The sequence below is a fragment of the Streptomyces sp. NPDC045021 genome (assembly GCF_056432645.1).
Genome location: NZ_JBWKIQ010000007.1, coordinates 313,147 through 330,205, shown reverse-complemented (window position 1 = coordinate 330,205; position 17,059 = coordinate 313,147). Strand labels below are relative to the sequence as shown.

Here is a 17,059-nt window from a genome sequence, read left to right as displayed (position 1 = left end):
CATGACCGTTCCGTCCACGACCGACTCCGTGACGCCGTCCATGACACCGGACGAGGCGATGGAGGCCCTGACCGGCCCCGACGCCCCGTATCTCATCGGCGTCCGCCACCACGCGCCGTCGCTCGCCGCCGTCATGCCTGAACTGCTGGACGCCGCCAAGCCCGAGGTGCTGCTCGTCGAGCTGCCCGCGGACATGCAGGAGTGGCTGCCCTGGCTCGCCCATGCCGACACCCGCGCACCGGTCGCGCTGGCCGCCGTCCCCGCCGCCGACGGCGGGGACGGGCGCGGACCCGCGTTCTATCCGTTCGCCGACTTCTCTCCCGAACTCGCCGCCCTGCGCTGGGCCGCCCGCCACGGAGTCCCGGTCGTCGCGTGCGACCTGCCGCTGTCCGATCCGGCCTGGCACGAGCGCCGCTCCACGCCCGGCCGGGGCAGCGCGGGGCCCGGTCTGCGCGACGCGTTGAACGCCCGGCTCACCGGCCGACCCGGAGAGGATCTGTGGGACCGCCTCGTGGAGGCCGCCGCCCCCGGCTCCGCACCGGAAGCGCTGCGCCGCGCCGCCCTGCTCACAGGCTGGGCACTGCGGCACGACGCCGAACGGGGCGGGGGAGTGGAGGCGTCGGACCTGGCCCGCGAACGGTGGATGCGCGCGCGGCTCGACGAGGTCCGGGCCTCCGGCCGCCGGGCCGCGGTCGTCGTGGGCGCGTTCCACACCCCGGCACTGCTGAGCCCGGAAGTCGCCCCGGCTCTGCCGGCCGACCCGGTTCGGGACGGGCCCGGGTGGACGGTTTCCCTCATCCCGTACACCTACCCGCTGCTGGACGAGCGGTCCGGCTACCCGGCCGGCATCCGCGATCCCGAATGGCAGCACCTCGTCCTGCGGGCGGCGGGCAGCGCGGCCGCGATCGACGAGGCACTCCTCGGGACCGCGGTGCGGATCTGCGGCGAACTGCGCGCGCAGGACCACCCGTCAGGTCCTGCGGACGCCCGCGAGATCGTCCGGTTGGCAGGCGACCTCGCCAGGCTGCGCGGCCTGCCCGCGCCCGGCCGCGGTGAACTCATCGAGGCCGTGCAGACGGTGCTCACCCAGGGCGAGCCCCTCGGGCGGGGGCGCGCCGTCGCCCGGGCGCTGGAGCGGGTGCTGGTCGGCACCCGCTCCGGCCGCCCCGCGCCGGACGCGCCGCGCAGCGGTCTGGCACCGGCCGTGGAGGAGGAGGTCGCCGACCTGGGCCTGCCCGGCCCCGCCGACGCGGGGACCGCGGCCGCCCGCGACCTGCGGTTGGACCCGCTGCGTTCGGACCTCGACCGCCGCCGCGAACTGCTGCTGCGCCGGCTGACGGTCTGCGGCATTCCGTACGCCTCGGCGACGGCCGTGACGGGTGCGGGCGGCAGCGACGCCGTCACCACCCGGTGGGAAGTGCGCTGGACCCCGGCCACCGCCGCCATGCTCGCCGCCGCCGGCATCCGCGGTGTCACCCCGGGCCAGGCGGCGGAAGGACTCCTGCGCGAACGCCGCCGCGCCGAACAGGACGCCGGCGGTCCCACCGCCGAACAGACCATCGACGGTCTGGCGGAAGCGGCGTCGTGCGGCCTGCCCGTGCTGGCGGACGAGCGGCTGGAGGAGCTGGGCCAGGGCGTGCCCGCCACCGGCACGCTGCCCCAACTGCTCTCCGCCCTCGCGCTGCTGGACCGCATCCGGGCCGGTCATGTCGCCGGACTCGGCGTGGACGCGGCACGCGGTGAGCGGGCGGCGGCCGTCGATGAACTGCTGACCGCCGCCGCCGTCCGCCAGGTCGACGGACTCACCGGTTCCGACGACCCGGCGGACGCCCGCGCGCTGCTCGAACTCGCGCACCGCGCGGACGCCCTCGGAGGTATCCGCCTCACCGACTCCCTCACCCGGCTGGCCGCCGACGGCTCGCCGCTCATGGCTGCCGCGGCCGGAGCCGTACGGGTCCTGCTCGGGCACGAGGACGCCGATGCCTTCGGCACCCGCGCCGCGTCCTGGGTGGATGCGGCCGCCGACACCGGCTCCCGGGCGGCTCTGACCGCCCGTCTCACCGGTCTGCTCACCGCGGCGGGCCCGCTTCTGGAAACGATGGCCCCCGTCCTCGACCCGCTCCTCAACCGGGTCACGGACCTCGGCGACGGTGCCTTCCTGGACCGGCTGCCCGCACTGCGCGGCGGCTTCGACACCCTCAGTCCCGCCGCCCGCGACCGGTTGTTGACGACGGTGGAGGCGCGACTCGGCGACGACGCCGGCCAGGTCGCCGATACGGACGGCATCGACCCGGCCGCGCTGGCGCTGTGGACCCGGGCCGATCTCACCGCCCGCGAGACGCTGGGCCGCCTGGGCCTGCTGCCCACCGCGGCGCCGTCACCAGACCCGGCCGAGCGGGCCCAATCGGCAGACTCGGCAGAACCGCCGGTCCCGGCCGTCTCAGCGCCGTCGCTTTCGGCCCCCGAGGACCGTACCCTGGCCCCCGCCGACCGGTGGCGGCTGGTACTCGGCCGTCGCACCGACCAACTGCCGTCGTCTGCGGCGCCGTTGGCCACCGCCCTGGACGAGCTGTACGGCAGCGGTCGCGGCGAGGGCTCGCGCGGTGATCTCACCGGCGGCGCCGGGGGCAACCGCGGCGGCCGCCAGACCCCGTACCCGGGCGTCCGCGAATGGTCCGAGGAACTGGCCGCGCTGTTCGGCCCCGGCATCCGCGAGGAGGTGCTCGCGGCGGCGGCCGCGTCCGGGCGCCGCGATGTATTGACCGAACTCGATCCCGGCAGCGTCCGGCCCTCCGTGGACCTGCTGAGGACGGTCCTTCAGCACGCGGGCGGCCTGCCCGAGGCCCGGCTCGGCGCGCTCCGCCCGCTGGTGCGCCGGCTCGTCGAGGAACTCACCCGGCAGCTGGCGACCCGCCTGCGGCCCGCCATGACCGGCATGACACTGCCCCGCCCCAGCCGGCGCCCCGGCGGACGGCTCGATCTGGACCGCACCCTGCGCGCCAACCTCGCGACCGCGCGCCGGGCCCCCGACGGCACCGTCCAGGTCATCCCCGAGCGGCCCGTCTTCCGCTCCCGCGCGCGCCGCGCCGCCGACTGGCGGCTGGTCCTGGTCACCGACGTGTCGGGTTCGATGGAGTCCTCAACCATCTGGTCGGCGCTCACGGCCGCGGTGCTCGCCGGAGTACCCACCCTGTCCACCCACTTCCTGGCCTTCTCCACCGAGGTCATCGACCTCACCGACCAGGTGCACGACCCCCTCTCGCTGCTCCTCGAGGTCCGCGTCGGTGGCGGCACCCACATCGCCGCGGGACTGCGGCACGCGCGGACGCTGGTGACGGTGCCGTCCCGCACCCTGGTCGTCGTCATCAGCGACTTCGAGGAGGGCTATCCGCTCGGCGGGCTGCTCTCCGAGGTCCGCTCCCTCGTCGGGGCCGGTTGCCATGTACTCGGCTGCGCGAGCCTGGACGACGCCGGACGTCCCCGGTACTCCACCGGTGTCGCCGGCCAGCTCGTCGCCGCCGGCATGCCGGTCGCCGCCCTCAGCCCGCTCGAACTCGCCCGCTGGGTAGGGGAGAAGATCGCATGAGCCAGGACCTCCCCGCTGTCGCCCCCGCCGTGACCGCCGAGATCGTCGGGGCCCTCCCGCCCCGGCTGCGCAAACGGCTCGACGCCGCCGCGACCAAGATCTCCGCCAGGCCCGCCGTCCAGGACGGCGACACCGTACGGATCGCGGTCGACGACGAGATCAGCCTCGAACTCCACGCCCCCGCCGGGGTGGTGACCACCGCGGACGCGATCCGCTGCGGTTGCCTGCTCGCCCCTGACTGCCTGCACCGCGCCGCTGTCGCGTCGGCGGCGCCCGTGGCCGAGGACGTACCGGCGCCTTCCAGCAAGGCCGTGGTCAGCGAAGCCACTGCGGAAGCAGCGGGTACCGAGGACACCCCGACACCCGAACAGCGCGCCGCCGTCGGAGCCCTGTGGGCGGCGGGAGCCGCCGTTCTCGACGCGGGTGTGGAAGGCGCCGGCGCCGTCCTGCAGGCCGAGTTGCTGCGGGCCGCCCACACCGCGAAGCTCGGCGGGCTGCCCCGCCCTGCCGCGGCGGCCGTCTCCGTCGTCAACGGACTGCGCGCCGCGCGTTCCGCCGACCCGGCCCACCGGCTGGGTGACCTGACCGCGGCCGTACGGGAACTCCTCGCCACCGCCCACCGGTTGCCCGATGCCACCGGCCCCGAACTGGCCGCCCTGCGCGGCACCGCCCGGCAGGCCTATGTGCCGGACGGATCCCTGCGCCTGTACGGGCTGTTCACCGAACCGCTGATCACCGCGGGCGGCTACGCCGGAGCCACCACCTGGACCGCGGCCGCCGACGGCCGCCTCTACACCGTCTCGGACATCGCCCCGGGCGGCCCCGGCCGCGCCGCCGCTGCGGCGGACCGCACCGTACGGCTCGGCGACACCGCGCTCACCCATCGGGAGCTGTCCCGCGCCGGACTCGCCCTGTCGGGGGCGACCGTCTCGCCGACCGGCCGGCTCGGGGCCGGAGCGGCGGTCAAGGCAGTGCGGGCGGCGGGAGCCGCCTGGACCGACGAACCCCTTGCGGCCCTGTGGGAGAGACCGGTTGCCGAGCAGGTGGAGAGCGCGCTGCGCTCCCGCGCCCCTGGCGCGGAGATCTCGCACGCGGGCGCCGATCTGCTCTTCCTCGACGTCACGATTCTGGGCGCCGCACGCGAGACCGGCGGGGACAGCCTCCTCGCCGCCTGCGGCGATCTGACACTCCGCCTCGCCGCGGCCCATGACCACCCGGCGCTGGCACACCGGGACAACCTCCGGATGCTGGAGGCACTGCCCGGCGCGCGGCTGCGGATCGTCGGCCGTCTCGTTCCCGCACCCCAACCCCGGCTGCACCTGCTGGCGATCGCGCACCCCGCCGATCCGGAACACCACATCGACATGGGCCTGGACCGCCTCCAGCGCGCCGACCTCCCCGCCCTGCCACCGTCGGCAACCGGTCCCGACATCAGTGGCGGAGCGCTGGAACGGGCGCCGCTCCACCTCCTGCACCGGCGTCTCGAACAGGTCGTCGCGGCGGGGCGTCGCTTCCTCGCCGTCCCCGGATCGTTGTCGGCCGACGCCCACCAGCTGCGCCGTTCCGCTCTCGCCACCGCCGCCGACCTCCTGGCCGCACTGCAACAGACCGCCACCCAACGCGCCCGCGACCCCTTCGGCCGTCTGCTCCCCGCCGACACCACCCACTTCGCCCGCGCCTGGCTGGGCGCCGCCCTGTACGCCGAAGCGGCGGAGAACTCGCTCTGCGCCGCGGCCTGGGAGCCCTCTGATCCCGTGAGCCGCATACCAACAGCCCTTGGAGGTCCATGAGATCAGTCCGACGAGGACTCCGCGGCCGAGGGCAGCAGCACGCGGAAGACGGCGCCCGCGCCCGGCGCGGTGGCCAGTTCCACCTCGCCGTGATGGGCGGACACCAGCGCCGAGGCGATCGCCAGGCCCAGCCCGGCGCCGCCGCCTTCCTGGCGGCTGCGCGAGGCGTCCACCCGGTAGAAACGCTCGAAGACCCGGGCCGCCTGCTCAGGCGTCAGCCCCGGCCCCGAGTCGGCGACTTCGATCACGCCGCTGCCGCCGACGGTGCCCACTCCGATCCGCACCGCGGTGCCCGGCGGGGTGTGGGCGACGGCGTTTCCGACGAGGTTGGCGACCACCTGGCGCAGCCGTGCCTCGTCGCCCAGTACCAGTGCCGCGCCGGGGGGCGAGCCCGCGCCGCCGGGCCCGGTCAGGGAGACGGCGCGGGTCGGATCGAGCGCCGTGGTGTCGTGCAGAGCGTCGACCGCGAGGGTGCGCAGATCCATCGGCGCGAGCTGGACGGGGCGCTGCTCGTTCATCCGGACGAGCGTCAGCAGGTCCTCGACGAGCCCGCCCAGCCGCACTGCCTCGCTCTCGATGCGCGCCATGGTGCGCTTGACGTCAGCCTCGTCCGGCAGCGCGCCCATCCGGTAGAGCTCCGCGAAGCCGCGGATACCGGCCAGCGGCGTGCGCAGTTCATGACTGGCGTCGGCGACGAAGCGCCGCATCTGCTCCTCGGACCGGGCGCGGACGGCGAAGGCCGACTCGATCTGGGCCAGCATGCCGTTGAGGGCGCTCGACAGCCGCCCCGCCTCGGTGCGCGGGGAGGCCGCGGGCATCCGGTGCGAGAGCGGGCGCCCCGCGGCGATCTCGGCGGCGGTGGCCTCGATACGGCGCAGCGGACGCAGCCCGGCGCGCACCGCGAACCAGCCCGCCAGCCCGAGCAGCGCCACCACGACCCCGCCGATCAGCAGGAAGGCGTCGCTCAGATGGTCGACAGTCGAGGAGACCTCGTCCAGCGAGGCCGCCACGACCACCCCGGACGGCAGCGTGCCCGCGGCCGTTGCCCCGGCACCGTTCTGCGTGGCCCTGCCGCTCACCGGCACGATGAGCACGCGCCAGCTGCCACCGCCGTGGTCGCTGGGGATGTCGAACGGTCTGCCCAGGTGCGCCCGGAGCGCTGCGGCGTCCATCACGGGCCACAGCGGCCGCGGGTCACCGGCGGCGACCGGCAGCCGGAACTGCTCGGAGACCTTGCCGTCGGCTGCCGCGAAGGCGACCACGTACTGGCTCGGCAGCCAGGAGCGGGTGGATCCGGCGCGCGGGAAGCGGGGCTCGGGGGTGCCTTCGGTGCCCAGCCGCCGGGCCACGGACTCGCCGTAGCGCCCGAGTTGCTGGTCGACGCGCTGCACCAGCCGCCCCCGGACCGAGCCGAGTACGACCGTGTCGCTGACCGTCAGGCCCAGCGCGACCAGCGCCACCGAGAGCAGCACCAGCCGGGAGCGCAGGGACAGCGCGGAGGGACGCAGTACGGCCGGCCGCCGGACGGCCTTCGCGACGCGGGCACGCATCGCCGCTCAGCCCTGGGGCCGGCGCAGCACGTAGCCGATGCCGCGCACGGTATGGATGAGCTTGGGTGCGCCGTCCGCGCCGGAGTCGACCTTGCGGCGCACGTACGAGATGTACGACTCGACGATGCTCAGGTCGCCGCCGAAGTCGTAGGCCCAGACATGGTCGAGGATCTGGATCTTCGACACCACCCGGTCGGCGTTGGTCATCAGGTAGGCGAGCAGCTTGAACTCGGTGGGGGAGAGCGAGATCGGCCGGCCCGCGCGCAGCACCTGGTGGCCCACGGGGTCGAGTTCCAGATCGCCCGCCACCAGGCGCCCGTCGTCGGTGGGGCCGCCGGTGCGGCGCAGGATCGCGCGGATCCGGGCGATCAGCTCCTCGAGGCTGAACGGCTTGGTGACGTAGTCGTCGCCGCCCGCCGTCAGCCCGTTGATCTTGTCCTCGACTCCGTCCTTGGCGGTGAGGAAGAGCACCGGGAGGCGGTCGGGTCCCGACGCGGTCCTGGCGTACGGGCCCGATTCCTCGCGCAAACGCCGCACGACGGCGAATCCGGTCATGTCGGGCAGCATCACATCGAGCACCACCAGGTCGGGCCGCTCCAGAGCGACGGCCGCCAGCGCGTCGGCGCCGGAGGCCGCGGAGACCACCTTGAACCCGACGAAGCGCAGCGACGCCGAGAGCAGCTCCCTGATGTTGGGTTCGTCGTCGACGACCAGCAGGCTGGCTTCGGGTGTGTCCATGGACTCTCGGCCCCTCGTGCGGTGCGTACGTTCTGCGGTTCCGGTCGTGCGGGGTGGGCCGATGCACCGTACGCCTTGGGAGCGTAAGGACGGAATCAGCCCCGGCCGGCCCCGAAGCCGCCGCCGCTCGCGCCGCCCTCGGTGACGGTGGTCGCGGCGATGTCGCCGGAGGAGTTCTGGCTGCCGTGCACGGTCACGGTCTGGCCGGGCTGCAGGTCGGAGACCTTGCCGCTCTTCGCCTCGGTGACCTTGGTGGAGCCGGCGGTGGTGACCTTGACGATGTCGCCCTGGGCGTCGGTGATGTAGATCGTGCTGCCGTCGACGAGCTTCACCGTGCCGATGGTCAGTCCGCCGCTTGCCGCCGGGCCACCGGCGCCACCCGCTCCGCTCTGGCCGCCGCTCTGGCCTCCGGCCTGTCCGCCGCCGAAGGTGCGGCCGGTCCCGTTGCGGCCCGAGGCGGCGCCCGTTCCGGCGGTGAAGCCGCTGCGACCCGTCGCGGCCGGATTGTTCTGGACGTGGTTCTTCTCCACCAGCGCGCCGCCGGTGAACGCCGCCGCGGCCACCACGCCGCCGGAGAGCAGCAGCGTCAGCCAGGGCAGGCTCCGCCGGGGCGGGGCGCTGAGCTCCGCCGAGATGTCCCGGGCGTCCGGCGGCTCGGCGAGGATGTCCTCCGGCCGGGCCGCCGTCCGACGGCCCGGGCTCTCGAGGATCTCGGCCGGGCCGGTCTCCTCGAAGCCGTGGGAGTGCGGTGCGGCGGTGCCCGGGACGGCCGGCAGGCGGGTGGCGCCGTCCGGCTCGGTGAAGCCGGGGTCGTACGCGGTGTAGGTGTCGGACGGCGCCGGATCCTCGGCGTCGGCCTTCACGAGATCGGTGCGGCGTCGGGCCATGTCCGCTTCTCCTGTCCGTGCTGTCGGGGGGAATGGTCGAGGGGAGTGATCGTCACCTTGGGGGCGTCGTCGCGAGGCGTCGCACCCGCCGGCTCACTCGTGCCGCAGGGCCTCGATGGGCCGCAGGCTCGCGGCGCGGTTGGCCGGGTAACTGCCGAAGAACAGTCCGATCGCGACGGCGATGGCGAAAGCGCCGACGACCGACTCCGGGATGACCACCGGTTTGATGCCGACGATCGTGAAGTGGGAGCCGATGAGCCCCACCGCCACCCCGAGCCCGCCGCCGACCAGTGACAGCAGCGTCGACTCGGCCAGGAACTGCCCGAGGATGACGCCACGCGGGGCGCCGATCGCCTTGCGGATCCCGATCTCCCGGGTCCGCTCGGTCACCGTCACCAGCATGATGTTGGTGATGCCGATCCCGCCGACCAGCAGTGAGATCGCGGCCACCGCGCCCAGCAGCACGGTGAAGGTCTTGTTGGTCGACGCCTGGGTGGTCAGCAGTGACTCCTGGCTGCTCACCCGGAAGTCGAGCGCCGAAGGGTCCTTGAGACCGTGCTGCCCCATCAGAACGGCGGTGATCTCGTTCTGTGCCGGAGCCGTGGCGTCGGCGGACTTCGCCTCGACCAGGATCTGGCTCAGCGAACCGAAGCCGGTGAAGGCGTTCTGCACGGTCGGCAGCGGGGCGACCACGACGTCGTCCGGGTCCTGGAAGCCGGTGCCGCCCTTGGCCGCCAGCTCACCGACCACGGTGAACGGGGTACCGCCGAGCACCACCGACCTGCCGATCGGGCTGGCGGTGCCGAACAGGTCGGTCGCCGTGGTGGCGCCGATCACCGCCACCTTGCGGGAGTTGAGCACATCGTCGGCGCTGAAGTAGTCGCCCTTGACGACCTTGCTGTTCGACGCCTCGAAGTACGCCGGGTAGGTGCCCACGACCTGGCCGACCGTGTGCGAGGTGCCCTGGTACAGCGCGGTCTGGGAGGTGGTGACCTCCGGGGCGACGGCCTGGACATGGGGTGCCTGGGCGGGGTCGGCGAGCGATTTGGCGTCGGCGACCGTCAACGGCTTCACGGTCGTCGAGGTGCGCCCGCCGCCGAAGCCGGCGCCCGAGGAGATGGTCAGGGAGTTGGTGCCCAACTTCTCGATCGAGTCCTTGACCGCCTGCGAGGAGCCGTTGCCCACCGCGAGCAGCAGGATGACCGCGGCGACACCGATCAGCACTCCGAGCATGGTCAGCGCGGAACGTACCTTGTTCGCCGCGAGTCCGCCGAAGGCGAAGCGCAGCGTCTCGAACGGGTTCACCGGCTGCCTCCGCCGGTCAGCGCGTGCGCGGAGCGCGAGGAGTGCGGGGCGTGCGGAGAGCCGGCCGCGAAGGCCGCCGGATCCCGCAGCGCGGGCGGCGGACCGTCCACCGGCGCCTGCCGTACGTCCTCCACGACCTGGCCGTCGACCAGCCGCAGCACGCGCTTGGCGTGCCGGGCGACCTCGTCCTCATGAGTGATCAGCACGACGGTACGTCCCGAGGCGTTGAGCCGGTCGACGATGGCGAGCACCTCCTCGGTGCTGTGGCTGTCCAGGTTTCCGGTGGGCTCGTCCGCCAGCAGCATCGCGGGCGCCGTGACCAGCGCCCGCGCCACCGCCACCCGCTGCTGCTGACCGCCCGACAGCTCGTTGGGACGGTGGTCCATCCGGTCCGCGAGACCCACCAGCGCCAGCGCCGCCACCGCGCGGCGCCGCCGCTCGGCCGTCTTCACCCCGGCGTACGCCAACGGCAGCTCCACCTGCGCGAGCGCGGACGTGCGCGGCACCAGGTTGAAGGACTGGAAGACGAATCCGATCTTGCGATTGCGCACCAGCGAGAGCTGGTGCTCGTCCAGGCCGCCGACATCGATCCCGTCCAGCAGGTACCGGCCGGAGGTGGGCACGTCCAGGCAGCCGAGGATGTTCATCAGCGTCGACTTGCCCGACCCCGAACTGCCCATCACGGCGACCATGTCGCCCTGCCGCACCACGAGATCGACGCCCGGCGCCGTACCGCTGTCCGGGTCCGGTGGGCCGCCGAGCGCGCGCACGACCGCGTCGCCGTGCCCGTACGTCTTGAGCAGCGACCGCACCTCGATCACCGGCGCCGGCCCCCAGGGACCGTCCTCACGTGGGTCGGGCGGGCTGGCCGCCGCCTCGCGGCGGCGCAGCCGCAGCCCCAGAGCCGGGGTCATCCGCGGCCACCCCCGCCGCCGGTACGGAACCCGCCGCCACCGGTACCGCCGCCACTTGTACCGCCGGTGCGGGTCCGCCCGGTACCGCCGAGACCGCCCGGGAAGGCGCCGCTCGGGAAGCCGCTGGTCCCGGACGAGGAGACAGTGGTGATCTGGATCTGCTCGCCCTCGGTCAGGCCGCTCGCGATCTGGTCCTCGGTGTCGCCCTCCACACCGACCGTCACGGGCGTCTGCCGGGTGCTGCCGTCGGGCCTGACGACCGTCACCGTGCGGTTCGCGCCGGTGCCGGAGACCGCCGCCGTCGGCACGTACAGCGCCCCGGAGGCCTCACTCGTCACGACCTGGATGTTGGCGCTGAGTCCGGTGCGCAGGCTCTCGGTCGGGCTGGTGATGGCGAGCGTCGCCGCGTACTGCACCGCGCTGCCCGAACCGCTGCCGCCGCCAGAACCGGATCCGTTGCTCACCGGCAGCGAACTGACCGAGAGCACCTTGGCGTTGAGCACCGTGCCGGACTCGGCGTTCAGGGTGACCGTGGCCGTCTGGCCGGGCTTCAGCTTGAGGGTGTCGGACTCCGAGAAGTTGGCCGTCACCTGCATACCCGTCGGATTGGTGATCACGACGAATCCGGTGGGCGTGGTCGAGGAACTGCTGCTCCCCGAACCCGAACCCGACCCGGACGCGGAACCGGATCCCGAGCCGGAACTGCCGGACGAACCGCCGGTGGAACTGCCCGTGCCGGACACCGACTGACCGGTCTTGCCGGAGACCGAGGCGACGGTGCCGTCGACCGGGGACTTCAGTACCGTTCCGTCGACCGCGCGCTGCGCCGCGTCCACGGTGTTCTGCGCCTGGGTGAGCTGCGCCTGGGCCTGCGCGAGCTGAGCGGGATCCACCGTGGGCGTCGGGGTGGGGGTCGGAGTCGGCGTCGCGTTGCCCTGGGAACGGCCCGAGCCGCCGTACGACCCGCCGCCGGTTCCGTTCCCGGAACCCGTCGTGGTCGAACTCGGCTGCCCCTCCTGCACCTTGGTGAGGTTGGCCTGGGCCGCGGTCAGCGACGCCTGGTCCTGGGCGAGCGCCTCCTTGGCCGCTGTCGCGTCCACCTTGGCGAGCACCTTGCCCTTGGCTATCTTGTCGCCGGGTTTGACGTCGACCTCGGTGAGCTGGCCGCCGGTGGTGAAGTTCACCCCGGCGTCGCTGGGCGAGGTCAGCGACCCCGAACCGGAGACCGTCGCCAGCACCGTGCCCTTGGCGACCGTCACCGTCCGCGTACCGGCTCGTGCGGGGGTGTCGCTGCCGCTGTTCACCGTCGCATAGGCGCCACCGGCACCCGCGAGGACCACAACGCCGAGCGCCGAGTTGATCAGGACGGCCCTGCGCCGTCGTGGGAGCACCTTCATGGCGGCACATCCTGGCCGTCCGCGCCTTTGAATTGCTGGGAGAAGTCTGGGAGTTCCCTGGGAGTCCGAACGACCGCATACGGACGCCATTCGGATGAAGATCCACCAAACGGACCGCGATCCGCGCTCACCGGGCCCCGCCGTGACGCCGACTGCCAGGGAACTCACAGCCAGTCCCCTGGCAGCCCCCACCTGCGTGCGGTTCAGTCATGGGCCGCCGGCACCGCGGGTCCCCGACCCGCGCCCCACCTGACGTCGCAGACCACTGCCCCCGTCCAACGCTCCGAGGAGACAACGGCCATGACCTGGACCACCAACGGGCCGTCGGCCGGCCGGCCGTCCATCACCCGGCCGTCCACCAGCCGTCCGTCCGCCGCGCGATCGACTCTCCAGGCAACCGCGCGACCGGCTCTCCGGGCCGCCGCGGCCGCCGCCGTTCTCGCCTCCGGCATCCTGCTGCTCGCCGCCTGCTCCTCCTCGACGGCCGCGACGAACGCCGCGGCCAAGCCGTCGGCCTCCGGATCGGCGTCCGGGGCGGCCCAGCAGATGGACGCCTACCGCCAGTGCCTCGCGCAGCACGGCGTCACCCTGCCGACGCGGCCGAGCGGCAGCGCGCGGCCGGGAGGCGGTACCGGCAAGCCGGGAGCCGGCGGGGGCACCCGCCGACCCGGTGGCGGTTTCGGTGGCTTCGGCGGTGGCGGTGCCTCCGCCGATCCCGCCCGCCAGCAGGCGATGCAGGCCTGTGCGTCCCTGCGACCGAAGGGCGGCCAGGGCGGTAACCGGGGCGGTCGTTTCGGCGGCGACAGCACAGCGATGAAGGCCTTCACCAGCTGTCTGAAGGACCACGGCGTCGTCCTGCCCTCCGCCTCCCCGGGCAGCGGTGGCCCGCGCGGCTTCAACACCTCGGACCCCAAGGCGGCCGAGGCCTACCGGACGTGCCGGGTCCTCCTTCCGCAGCGCCCCTCGGGCGCTCCCACGGCGAGCGCGAGCCCCACCGCCTGACGATGCCGCGGGCCGCCCGTCCCCCGTGCGGGGGACTCAGTCCGTCCGCGGGCATGATCCGGTCGGGCGCCCACGGCGACAGCCTGGTCGCATGGCCACCTACGAGGTCCCCGCAGCCGTCCGCCAGAGCCCGCCGCCCGCCCGATGGGTGGTCAGGGCCGCACATGTCGCCGCGCTCACCGCCGTCCCGTCGGGGATATGGCGGATCATGATGGGCTCGGGCATCCCGGTGGGCTTCGACACCACCGGCCTGGGCGTCCCCGGCTGGTTCACCGTCTTGTGCGTCGCGATGGGTCTGGGCATCGAGGCCCTGACGATGCTCACCCTGGGCCTGGTCAAACCCTGGGGCGAGGTGGTCCCGCGCTGGATCCCCGTCATCGGGGGCAAGCGTGTCCCGCCGCTCGCCGCGGTGATCCCGGCCGCCCTCGGCGCGCTCGCCCTGATGCTGCTGTCGATCCCCAACGCGCGGGGATTCGGAGGAGCCGAGGGCGCGCCGACGGGACTCGCCCTGGTGGTGATGGACGCCTGCTACGCGCCACTGTTGCTCTGGGGTCCGCTGCTGGGCGTGGTCACGGTCTCCTACTACCGGCGCCACCGCGGGCAGTAGTCGCGGCGGCGCGAGCACCCCTCGCTCCGAAGCGACGTCCGCCCGAGCACTGTCTGCCCCGAGCGTTTCCCGCCCTGAGCACCGCCCGGCCCGGCCGGGCGGCCGCCCGGGGGTTCAGCCCTTCCGCACCGCGGCAAGACCCTTCTGCAGGTCCTCGCCGTTCATCACCGGCTGGATCTCGATCTTCGCGCCGAGTTCCTCGAAGAGCGGTTCCGCGATGGAGGGCAGCAGCGAACTGTCCTGCATGTCGAAGACGAAGGTGCACGACCGGCCGCCCTCGCTGGGGCCGAAATAGGCCGCCTCGGGCTTGAGGCGTTCCGTCATCTCCTGCATGACCTTCCCCAGCTTGCCGCTCTTGAACGCCGCGTTCCCGGCCTGGGTGTCCAGGTGCGCCCTCAGCATGACCCTCATGGGACTCGCTCCTTCCGTCCACCACGCCCGGCGCGGTCACGCCCGCGCTCACGGAGACCTGGTGACGTCGAGCTCAGCCTCTCCTCGGGTGATCGGGGCGGCAACATCTCATCGTCCGTCCGTGCTGCTGCGGAAGCGCGACGCTGTCAGGGCGAGCGGACGTGCGACCTACGTGAGGTCGAACCGGGCGCAGACGCGCTTGCCCACCGGTACGCGTTCCATCGTCAGGCCGTCGCAGAGCCGGAGCACGATCTCCATGCCGTGCCCCCCTATCCGCAGCGGATCGGGGGCGAAGACGCGCGGCAGGGTGCTGTCGCTGTCCCACACGGTGACGCGGACGGCGCCGGCGTCACCGTCCAGCTCCACCAGATAGGGGCCACCGGAGTGGCGCTCGGCGTTGGTGGCCAGCTCGCTCACCACCAGCAGGATGTCGTGCGTCCGGTCCGCGCCGATCGGGGCGTACCACTCGGCGGTGAGCTGGTGCAGGAAGTCGGCCGCGAGCCGGCGGGCGTCGCCGATACTGCCGATCGTGCCGTCGTAGTGCGCTGCCCGGTGATGGGCGGCGGCCTGCACCGGCGGCGGCATGGCCGGTGTACGCCGTTTGATCCCGATCATGCTGCTCCTGCCCCCGTGATGGCCTTTCGGGCCCGAACACTGAGGCCTCTCCTACCCTGGGAACACCGTCCTATACCTGCCGGTAGCAACCGTCGGTCAGCCGATCGCGATCACCGGATGCTGCGCCGGGTCGACCCAGCGCAGCACGCTCGTGAGGACGCTCTGCGGAATCGCGACGCAGCCCGCGGTGGGCCCGGCCTGCGGGCCGAGCGCGTGCAGGAAGATGCCGGCGCCACGGCCCGGGACGGCGGGGTTGGTGTTGAAGTTGATTACCAGCGCATTGCGGTACTGCACGGGGTGGTTGATCAGGTGCTCGCTGCCGTGGTCGCCGGCCTCCGTCAGCGGGAAGCCGCCCTGCGCGGCCTGCCGCATGCGGTTGTAGTAGCGGGAGGCCGGGTCCTCCACCCACCAGTCCGCCGAGGTGACCCGGTGGTACGGCATCCGGGTGCCGGGGTCGGCGGCGACGCCGAAGCCTTGGGTGAGGGTGTAGGTGCCGGTGGGCGTCGTGTACGTGCCCTGCTTGCGGGTGGCACCGTTGGTGATGCCGTGCGAGCCCACCCGCGCGGCGGTGGTCACGTACTGCTTGATCCAGATACTGCCGGTCTTCTGCCAGGCGATGACGGTCGCGTACGTTCCACGGGCCTGCACGCTGATCACCTGGCGGGCCGCACCGACCGTCACCGGTACCGGGAAGCGGGGCGGCGGAGCAGGCGACGGGGTGGCGCCGTGCGCGGGGACCGACCCGAGCAGGGCGCCGGCGACGGCCCAGGCGGCGATCGAGGCCACCGCGGCGGTCCGCCTCGGCCGGGACCTGAATGACATGACCCGCCGTGCGACACCGGTCCTGCTGAGGTGTATGAGTCCCATCGCATCACTCTAGAGCGCCATCGGACGGCCGGCGTCACGAGTTCCGCCGACCGTGTCGGCAATGCGTCGCTGTGCGGGGCCCGTTCCGCAGCCGGATCAGCAGGTGTCGGTGAGCATTCCGCTGCGCAGACGGGTCAGTACGGAGCCGAGCAGGCGGGAGATGTGCATCTGCGAGACGCCGAGCTCCTCGCCGATCTGGGCCTGCGTCAGCTCGTCGCCGAAGCGCATCTGCAGGATGCGGCGGTCGCGTTCGCTGAGCTGCGCCACCAGGGGCTTGAGCGTCTCCAGGTTCTCGACGCCCGCCATGCCGGGGTCGAGATCGCCGATCCTGTCGGCGAGGCCGCCGCCCCGCTCGTCGTCCTCGGTTGCGGGCATGTCCAGCGATCCGGCGGTGTACCCATTGCTGGCCATGAGCCCCTCGACGACCTCCTCGGGCGTCAGATCCAGATGGGCGGCCAACTCCGCGGTGGTGGGGGAGCGGTCCAGACGCGCGGACAGGTCGTCGATGGCCTTCGCCAGCGACAGCCGCAGCTCCTGCAGACGGCGCGGAACGTGGACGGCCCAGCTGGTGTCGCGGAAGAACCGCTTGATCTCACCGATGATGTACGGCACCGCGAAGGTGGGGAACTCCACCTCGCGCGACAGGTCGAAGCGGTCGATGGCCTTGATCAGCCCTATGGTGCCGACCTGGACGATGTCCTCGAAGGGCTCGGACCGGTTGCGGAAGCGCCGGGCGGCGAACTTCACCAGGGCCATGTTCAACTCGATCAGGGTGTTGCGCGCGTACTGGTAGTCGTGGGTGCCCTCTTCGAGTACCCGCAGCCGGTCGAAGAAGACCCTCGACAGCGCTCGCGCGTCGGCCGGGGCGACCTTGCCGGCGTTCTCCACCCAGGGCAGCTCGGGCACCGTCACCGATACCGGTGCCGTCACGGGCGCGACGGCGGTGAGCGGTAGGCCACTTGCCTTGGCTGCTGCGCCCATGAGGTTGCATCTCCCTGTGGTTGGCGTTCGCCGGTGCCGACGACACTTCGTCTGCCCGCGATCCCCGACTCCACGCTCCACAGGCGCCCCGGGCTTCCCGGAACGGTCGGAGAGGCTTCCCGGAACGGTCGGAAAGGCTTCTCGGAATGGGTCGGAAATCCGGAAGCATGAGCGGTTCACATGGGGGCATGCGCTGGTCAGGAGGTTGATAACCATGGGTCCACTGCTTCTGGTCCTACTGCTCGCGCTGATCCTCTTCGGCGCGGGATTCGCGCTCAAGATCCTCTGGTGGGTCGCGGTCGTCGTCCTGGTGGTCTGGCTGCTCGGCTTCGTGATGCGCGGTTCCGGCGCTTCCGGCAGCCGCGGCCGCTGGTACCGCTGGTAGCCGCGGTACACGAGGTGACGGACG

Annotated in this window: 15 protein-coding genes; 5 read left to right on the top strand and 10 right to left on the bottom strand. The window is 73.2% G+C overall.

From position 1 onward, the window contains the following. Position 1: 1 nt before the first annotated feature. Positions 2-3,586, top strand: coding sequence for a vWA domain-containing protein (locus AC07DC_RS22975; RefSeq protein WP_478916291.1), 3,585 nt, complete (start codon positions 2-4; stop codon positions 3,584-3,586). Continuing rightward, positions 3,583-5,376, top strand: a complete 1,794-nt coding sequence (locus tag AC07DC_RS22970; RefSeq protein ID WP_478916290.1) for a hypothetical protein — start codon at positions 3,583-3,585, stop codon at positions 5,374-5,376. The genes AC07DC_RS22975 and AC07DC_RS22970 overlap by 4 nt, the downstream gene beginning before the upstream one ends. A 2-nt stretch (positions 5,377-5,378) precedes the next feature. Here AC07DC_RS22970 and AC07DC_RS22965 read toward each other — a convergent pair whose 3' ends face one another. From AC07DC_RS22965 to AC07DC_RS22940, 6 genes are all read right to left on the bottom strand, one after another. Next, the gene (locus tag AC07DC_RS22965; protein ID WP_478916289.1) at positions 5,379-6,926 is read right to left on the bottom strand and encodes a sensor histidine kinase; all 1,548 of its coding nucleotides are present in this window, start codon (positions 6,924-6,926) and stop codon (positions 5,379-5,381) included. Positions 6,927-6,932: 6 nt separating this feature from the next. Beyond that, positions 6,933-7,664, bottom strand: coding sequence for a response regulator transcription factor (locus AC07DC_RS22960; protein ID WP_478916288.1), 732 nt, complete (start codon positions 7,662-7,664; stop codon positions 6,933-6,935). Between the two features lie 95 nt (positions 7,665-7,759). Continuing rightward, positions 7,760-8,551, bottom strand: a complete 792-nt coding sequence (locus AC07DC_RS22955) for a hypothetical protein (RefSeq protein ID WP_478916287.1) — start codon at positions 8,549-8,551, stop codon at positions 7,760-7,762. Positions 8,552-8,644: 93 nt separating this feature from the next. After that, positions 8,645-9,856: an ABC transporter permease gene (locus tag AC07DC_RS22950; RefSeq protein ID WP_478916286.1), complete on the bottom strand. Its 1,212-nt coding sequence runs from the start codon at positions 9,854-9,856 to the stop codon at positions 8,645-8,647. After that, positions 9,853-10,770, bottom strand: coding sequence for an ABC transporter ATP-binding protein (locus AC07DC_RS22945; protein WP_478916285.1), 918 nt, complete (start codon positions 10,768-10,770; stop codon positions 9,853-9,855). The genes AC07DC_RS22950 and AC07DC_RS22945 overlap by 4 nt, the downstream gene beginning before the upstream one ends. Beyond that, the gene (locus AC07DC_RS22940; RefSeq protein WP_478916284.1) at positions 10,767-12,167 is read right to left on the bottom strand and encodes an efflux RND transporter periplasmic adaptor subunit; all 1,401 of its coding nucleotides are present in this window, start codon (positions 12,165-12,167) and stop codon (positions 10,767-10,769) included. The genes AC07DC_RS22945 and AC07DC_RS22940 overlap by 4 nt, the downstream gene beginning before the upstream one ends. Positions 12,168-12,467: 300 nt before the next feature. On the opposite strand from AC07DC_RS22940, the gene AC07DC_RS22935 reads away from it, so the two are divergent. Continuing rightward, on the top strand, positions 12,468-13,169 hold the full coding sequence (locus tag AC07DC_RS22935; RefSeq protein ID WP_478916283.1) for a hypothetical protein: 702 nt from the start codon (positions 12,468-12,470) through the stop codon (positions 13,167-13,169). 91 nt (positions 13,170-13,260) lie between these two features. Further along, positions 13,261-13,776: a hypothetical protein gene (locus AC07DC_RS22930; RefSeq protein WP_478916282.1), complete on the top strand. Its 516-nt coding sequence runs from the start codon at positions 13,261-13,263 to the stop codon at positions 13,774-13,776. Between the two features lie 114 nt (positions 13,777-13,890). On the opposite strand, the gene AC07DC_RS22925 is transcribed toward AC07DC_RS22930, so the two are convergent. The 4 genes from AC07DC_RS22925 to AC07DC_RS22910 all read right to left on the bottom strand — a co-directional run bounded on the left by AC07DC_RS22925 (position 13,891) and on the right by AC07DC_RS22910 (position 16,650). Further along, on the bottom strand, positions 13,891-14,187 hold the full coding sequence (locus AC07DC_RS22925) for a DUF3303 family protein (protein WP_478916281.1): 297 nt from the start codon (positions 14,185-14,187) through the stop codon (positions 13,891-13,893). Positions 14,188-14,355: 168 nt separating this feature from the next. Beyond that, on the bottom strand, positions 14,356-14,802 hold the full coding sequence (locus AC07DC_RS22920; protein WP_478916280.1) for an ATP-binding protein: 447 nt from the start codon (positions 14,800-14,802) through the stop codon (positions 14,356-14,358). Positions 14,803-14,898: 96 nt separating this feature from the next. Beyond that, positions 14,899-15,669, bottom strand: a complete 771-nt coding sequence (locus AC07DC_RS22915) for a L,D-transpeptidase family protein (RefSeq protein WP_478916279.1) — start codon at positions 15,667-15,669, stop codon at positions 14,899-14,901. 96 nt (positions 15,670-15,765) lie between these two features. Beyond that, positions 15,766-16,650: an RNA polymerase sigma factor SigF gene (locus tag AC07DC_RS22910; protein WP_478916278.1), complete on the bottom strand. Its 885-nt coding sequence runs from the start codon at positions 16,648-16,650 to the stop codon at positions 15,766-15,768. 214 nt (positions 16,651-16,864) lie between these two features. On the opposite strand from AC07DC_RS22910, the gene AC07DC_RS22905 reads away from it, so the two are divergent. Beyond that, the gene (locus tag AC07DC_RS22905) at positions 16,865-17,035 is read left to right on the top strand and encodes a hydrophobic protein (protein ID WP_187145171.1); all 171 of its coding nucleotides are present in this window, start codon (positions 16,865-16,867) and stop codon (positions 17,033-17,035) included. Positions 17,036-17,059: the final 24 nt, after the last annotated feature.

Excerpts from the sequence above, each read along its gene's own strand:
- AC07DC_RS22975 (WP_478916291.1), top strand. The coding sequence starts at position 2 with ATGACCGTTCCGTCCACGACCGACTCCGTGACGCCGTCCATGACACCG.
- AC07DC_RS22970 (WP_478916290.1), top strand. The coding sequence starts at position 3,583 with ATGAGCCAGGACCTCCCCGCTGTCGCCCCCGCCGTGACCGCCGAGATC.
- AC07DC_RS22965 (WP_478916289.1), bottom strand. The coding sequence starts at position 6,926 with ATGCGTGCCCGCGTCGCGAAGGCCGTCCGGCGGCCGGCCGTACTGCGT.
- AC07DC_RS22960 (WP_478916288.1), bottom strand. The coding sequence starts at position 7,664 with ATGGACACACCCGAAGCCAGCCTGCTGGTCGTCGACGACGAACCCAAC.
- AC07DC_RS22955 (WP_478916287.1), bottom strand. The coding sequence starts at position 8,551 with ATGGCCCGACGCCGCACCGATCTCGTGAAGGCCGACGCCGAGGATCCG.
- AC07DC_RS22945 (WP_478916285.1), bottom strand. The coding sequence starts at position 10,770 with ATGACCCCGGCTCTGGGGCTGCGGCTGCGCCGCCGCGAGGCGGCGGCC.
- AC07DC_RS22940 (WP_478916284.1), bottom strand. The coding sequence starts at position 12,167 with ATGAAGGTGCTCCCACGACGGCGCAGGGCCGTCCTGATCAACTCGGCG.
- AC07DC_RS22935 (WP_478916283.1), top strand. The coding sequence starts at position 12,468 with ATGACCTGGACCACCAACGGGCCGTCGGCCGGCCGGCCGTCCATCACC.
- AC07DC_RS22930 (WP_478916282.1), top strand. The coding sequence starts at position 13,261 with ATGGCCACCTACGAGGTCCCCGCAGCCGTCCGCCAGAGCCCGCCGCCC.
- AC07DC_RS22925 (WP_478916281.1), bottom strand. The coding sequence starts at position 14,187 with ATGAGGGTCATGCTGAGGGCGCACCTGGACACCCAGGCCGGGAACGCG.
- AC07DC_RS22920 (WP_478916280.1), bottom strand. The coding sequence starts at position 14,802 with ATGATCGGGATCAAACGGCGTACACCGGCCATGCCGCCGCCGGTGCAG.
- AC07DC_RS22915 (WP_478916279.1), bottom strand. The coding sequence starts at position 15,669 with ATGGGACTCATACACCTCAGCAGGACCGGTGTCGCACGGCGGGTCATG.
- AC07DC_RS22910 (WP_478916278.1), bottom strand. The coding sequence starts at position 16,650 with ATGGGCGCAGCAGCCAAGGCAAGTGGCCTACCGCTCACCGCCGTCGCG.
- AC07DC_RS22905 (WP_187145171.1), top strand. The coding sequence starts at position 16,865 with ATGGGTCCACTGCTTCTGGTCCTACTGCTCGCGCTGATCCTCTTCGGC.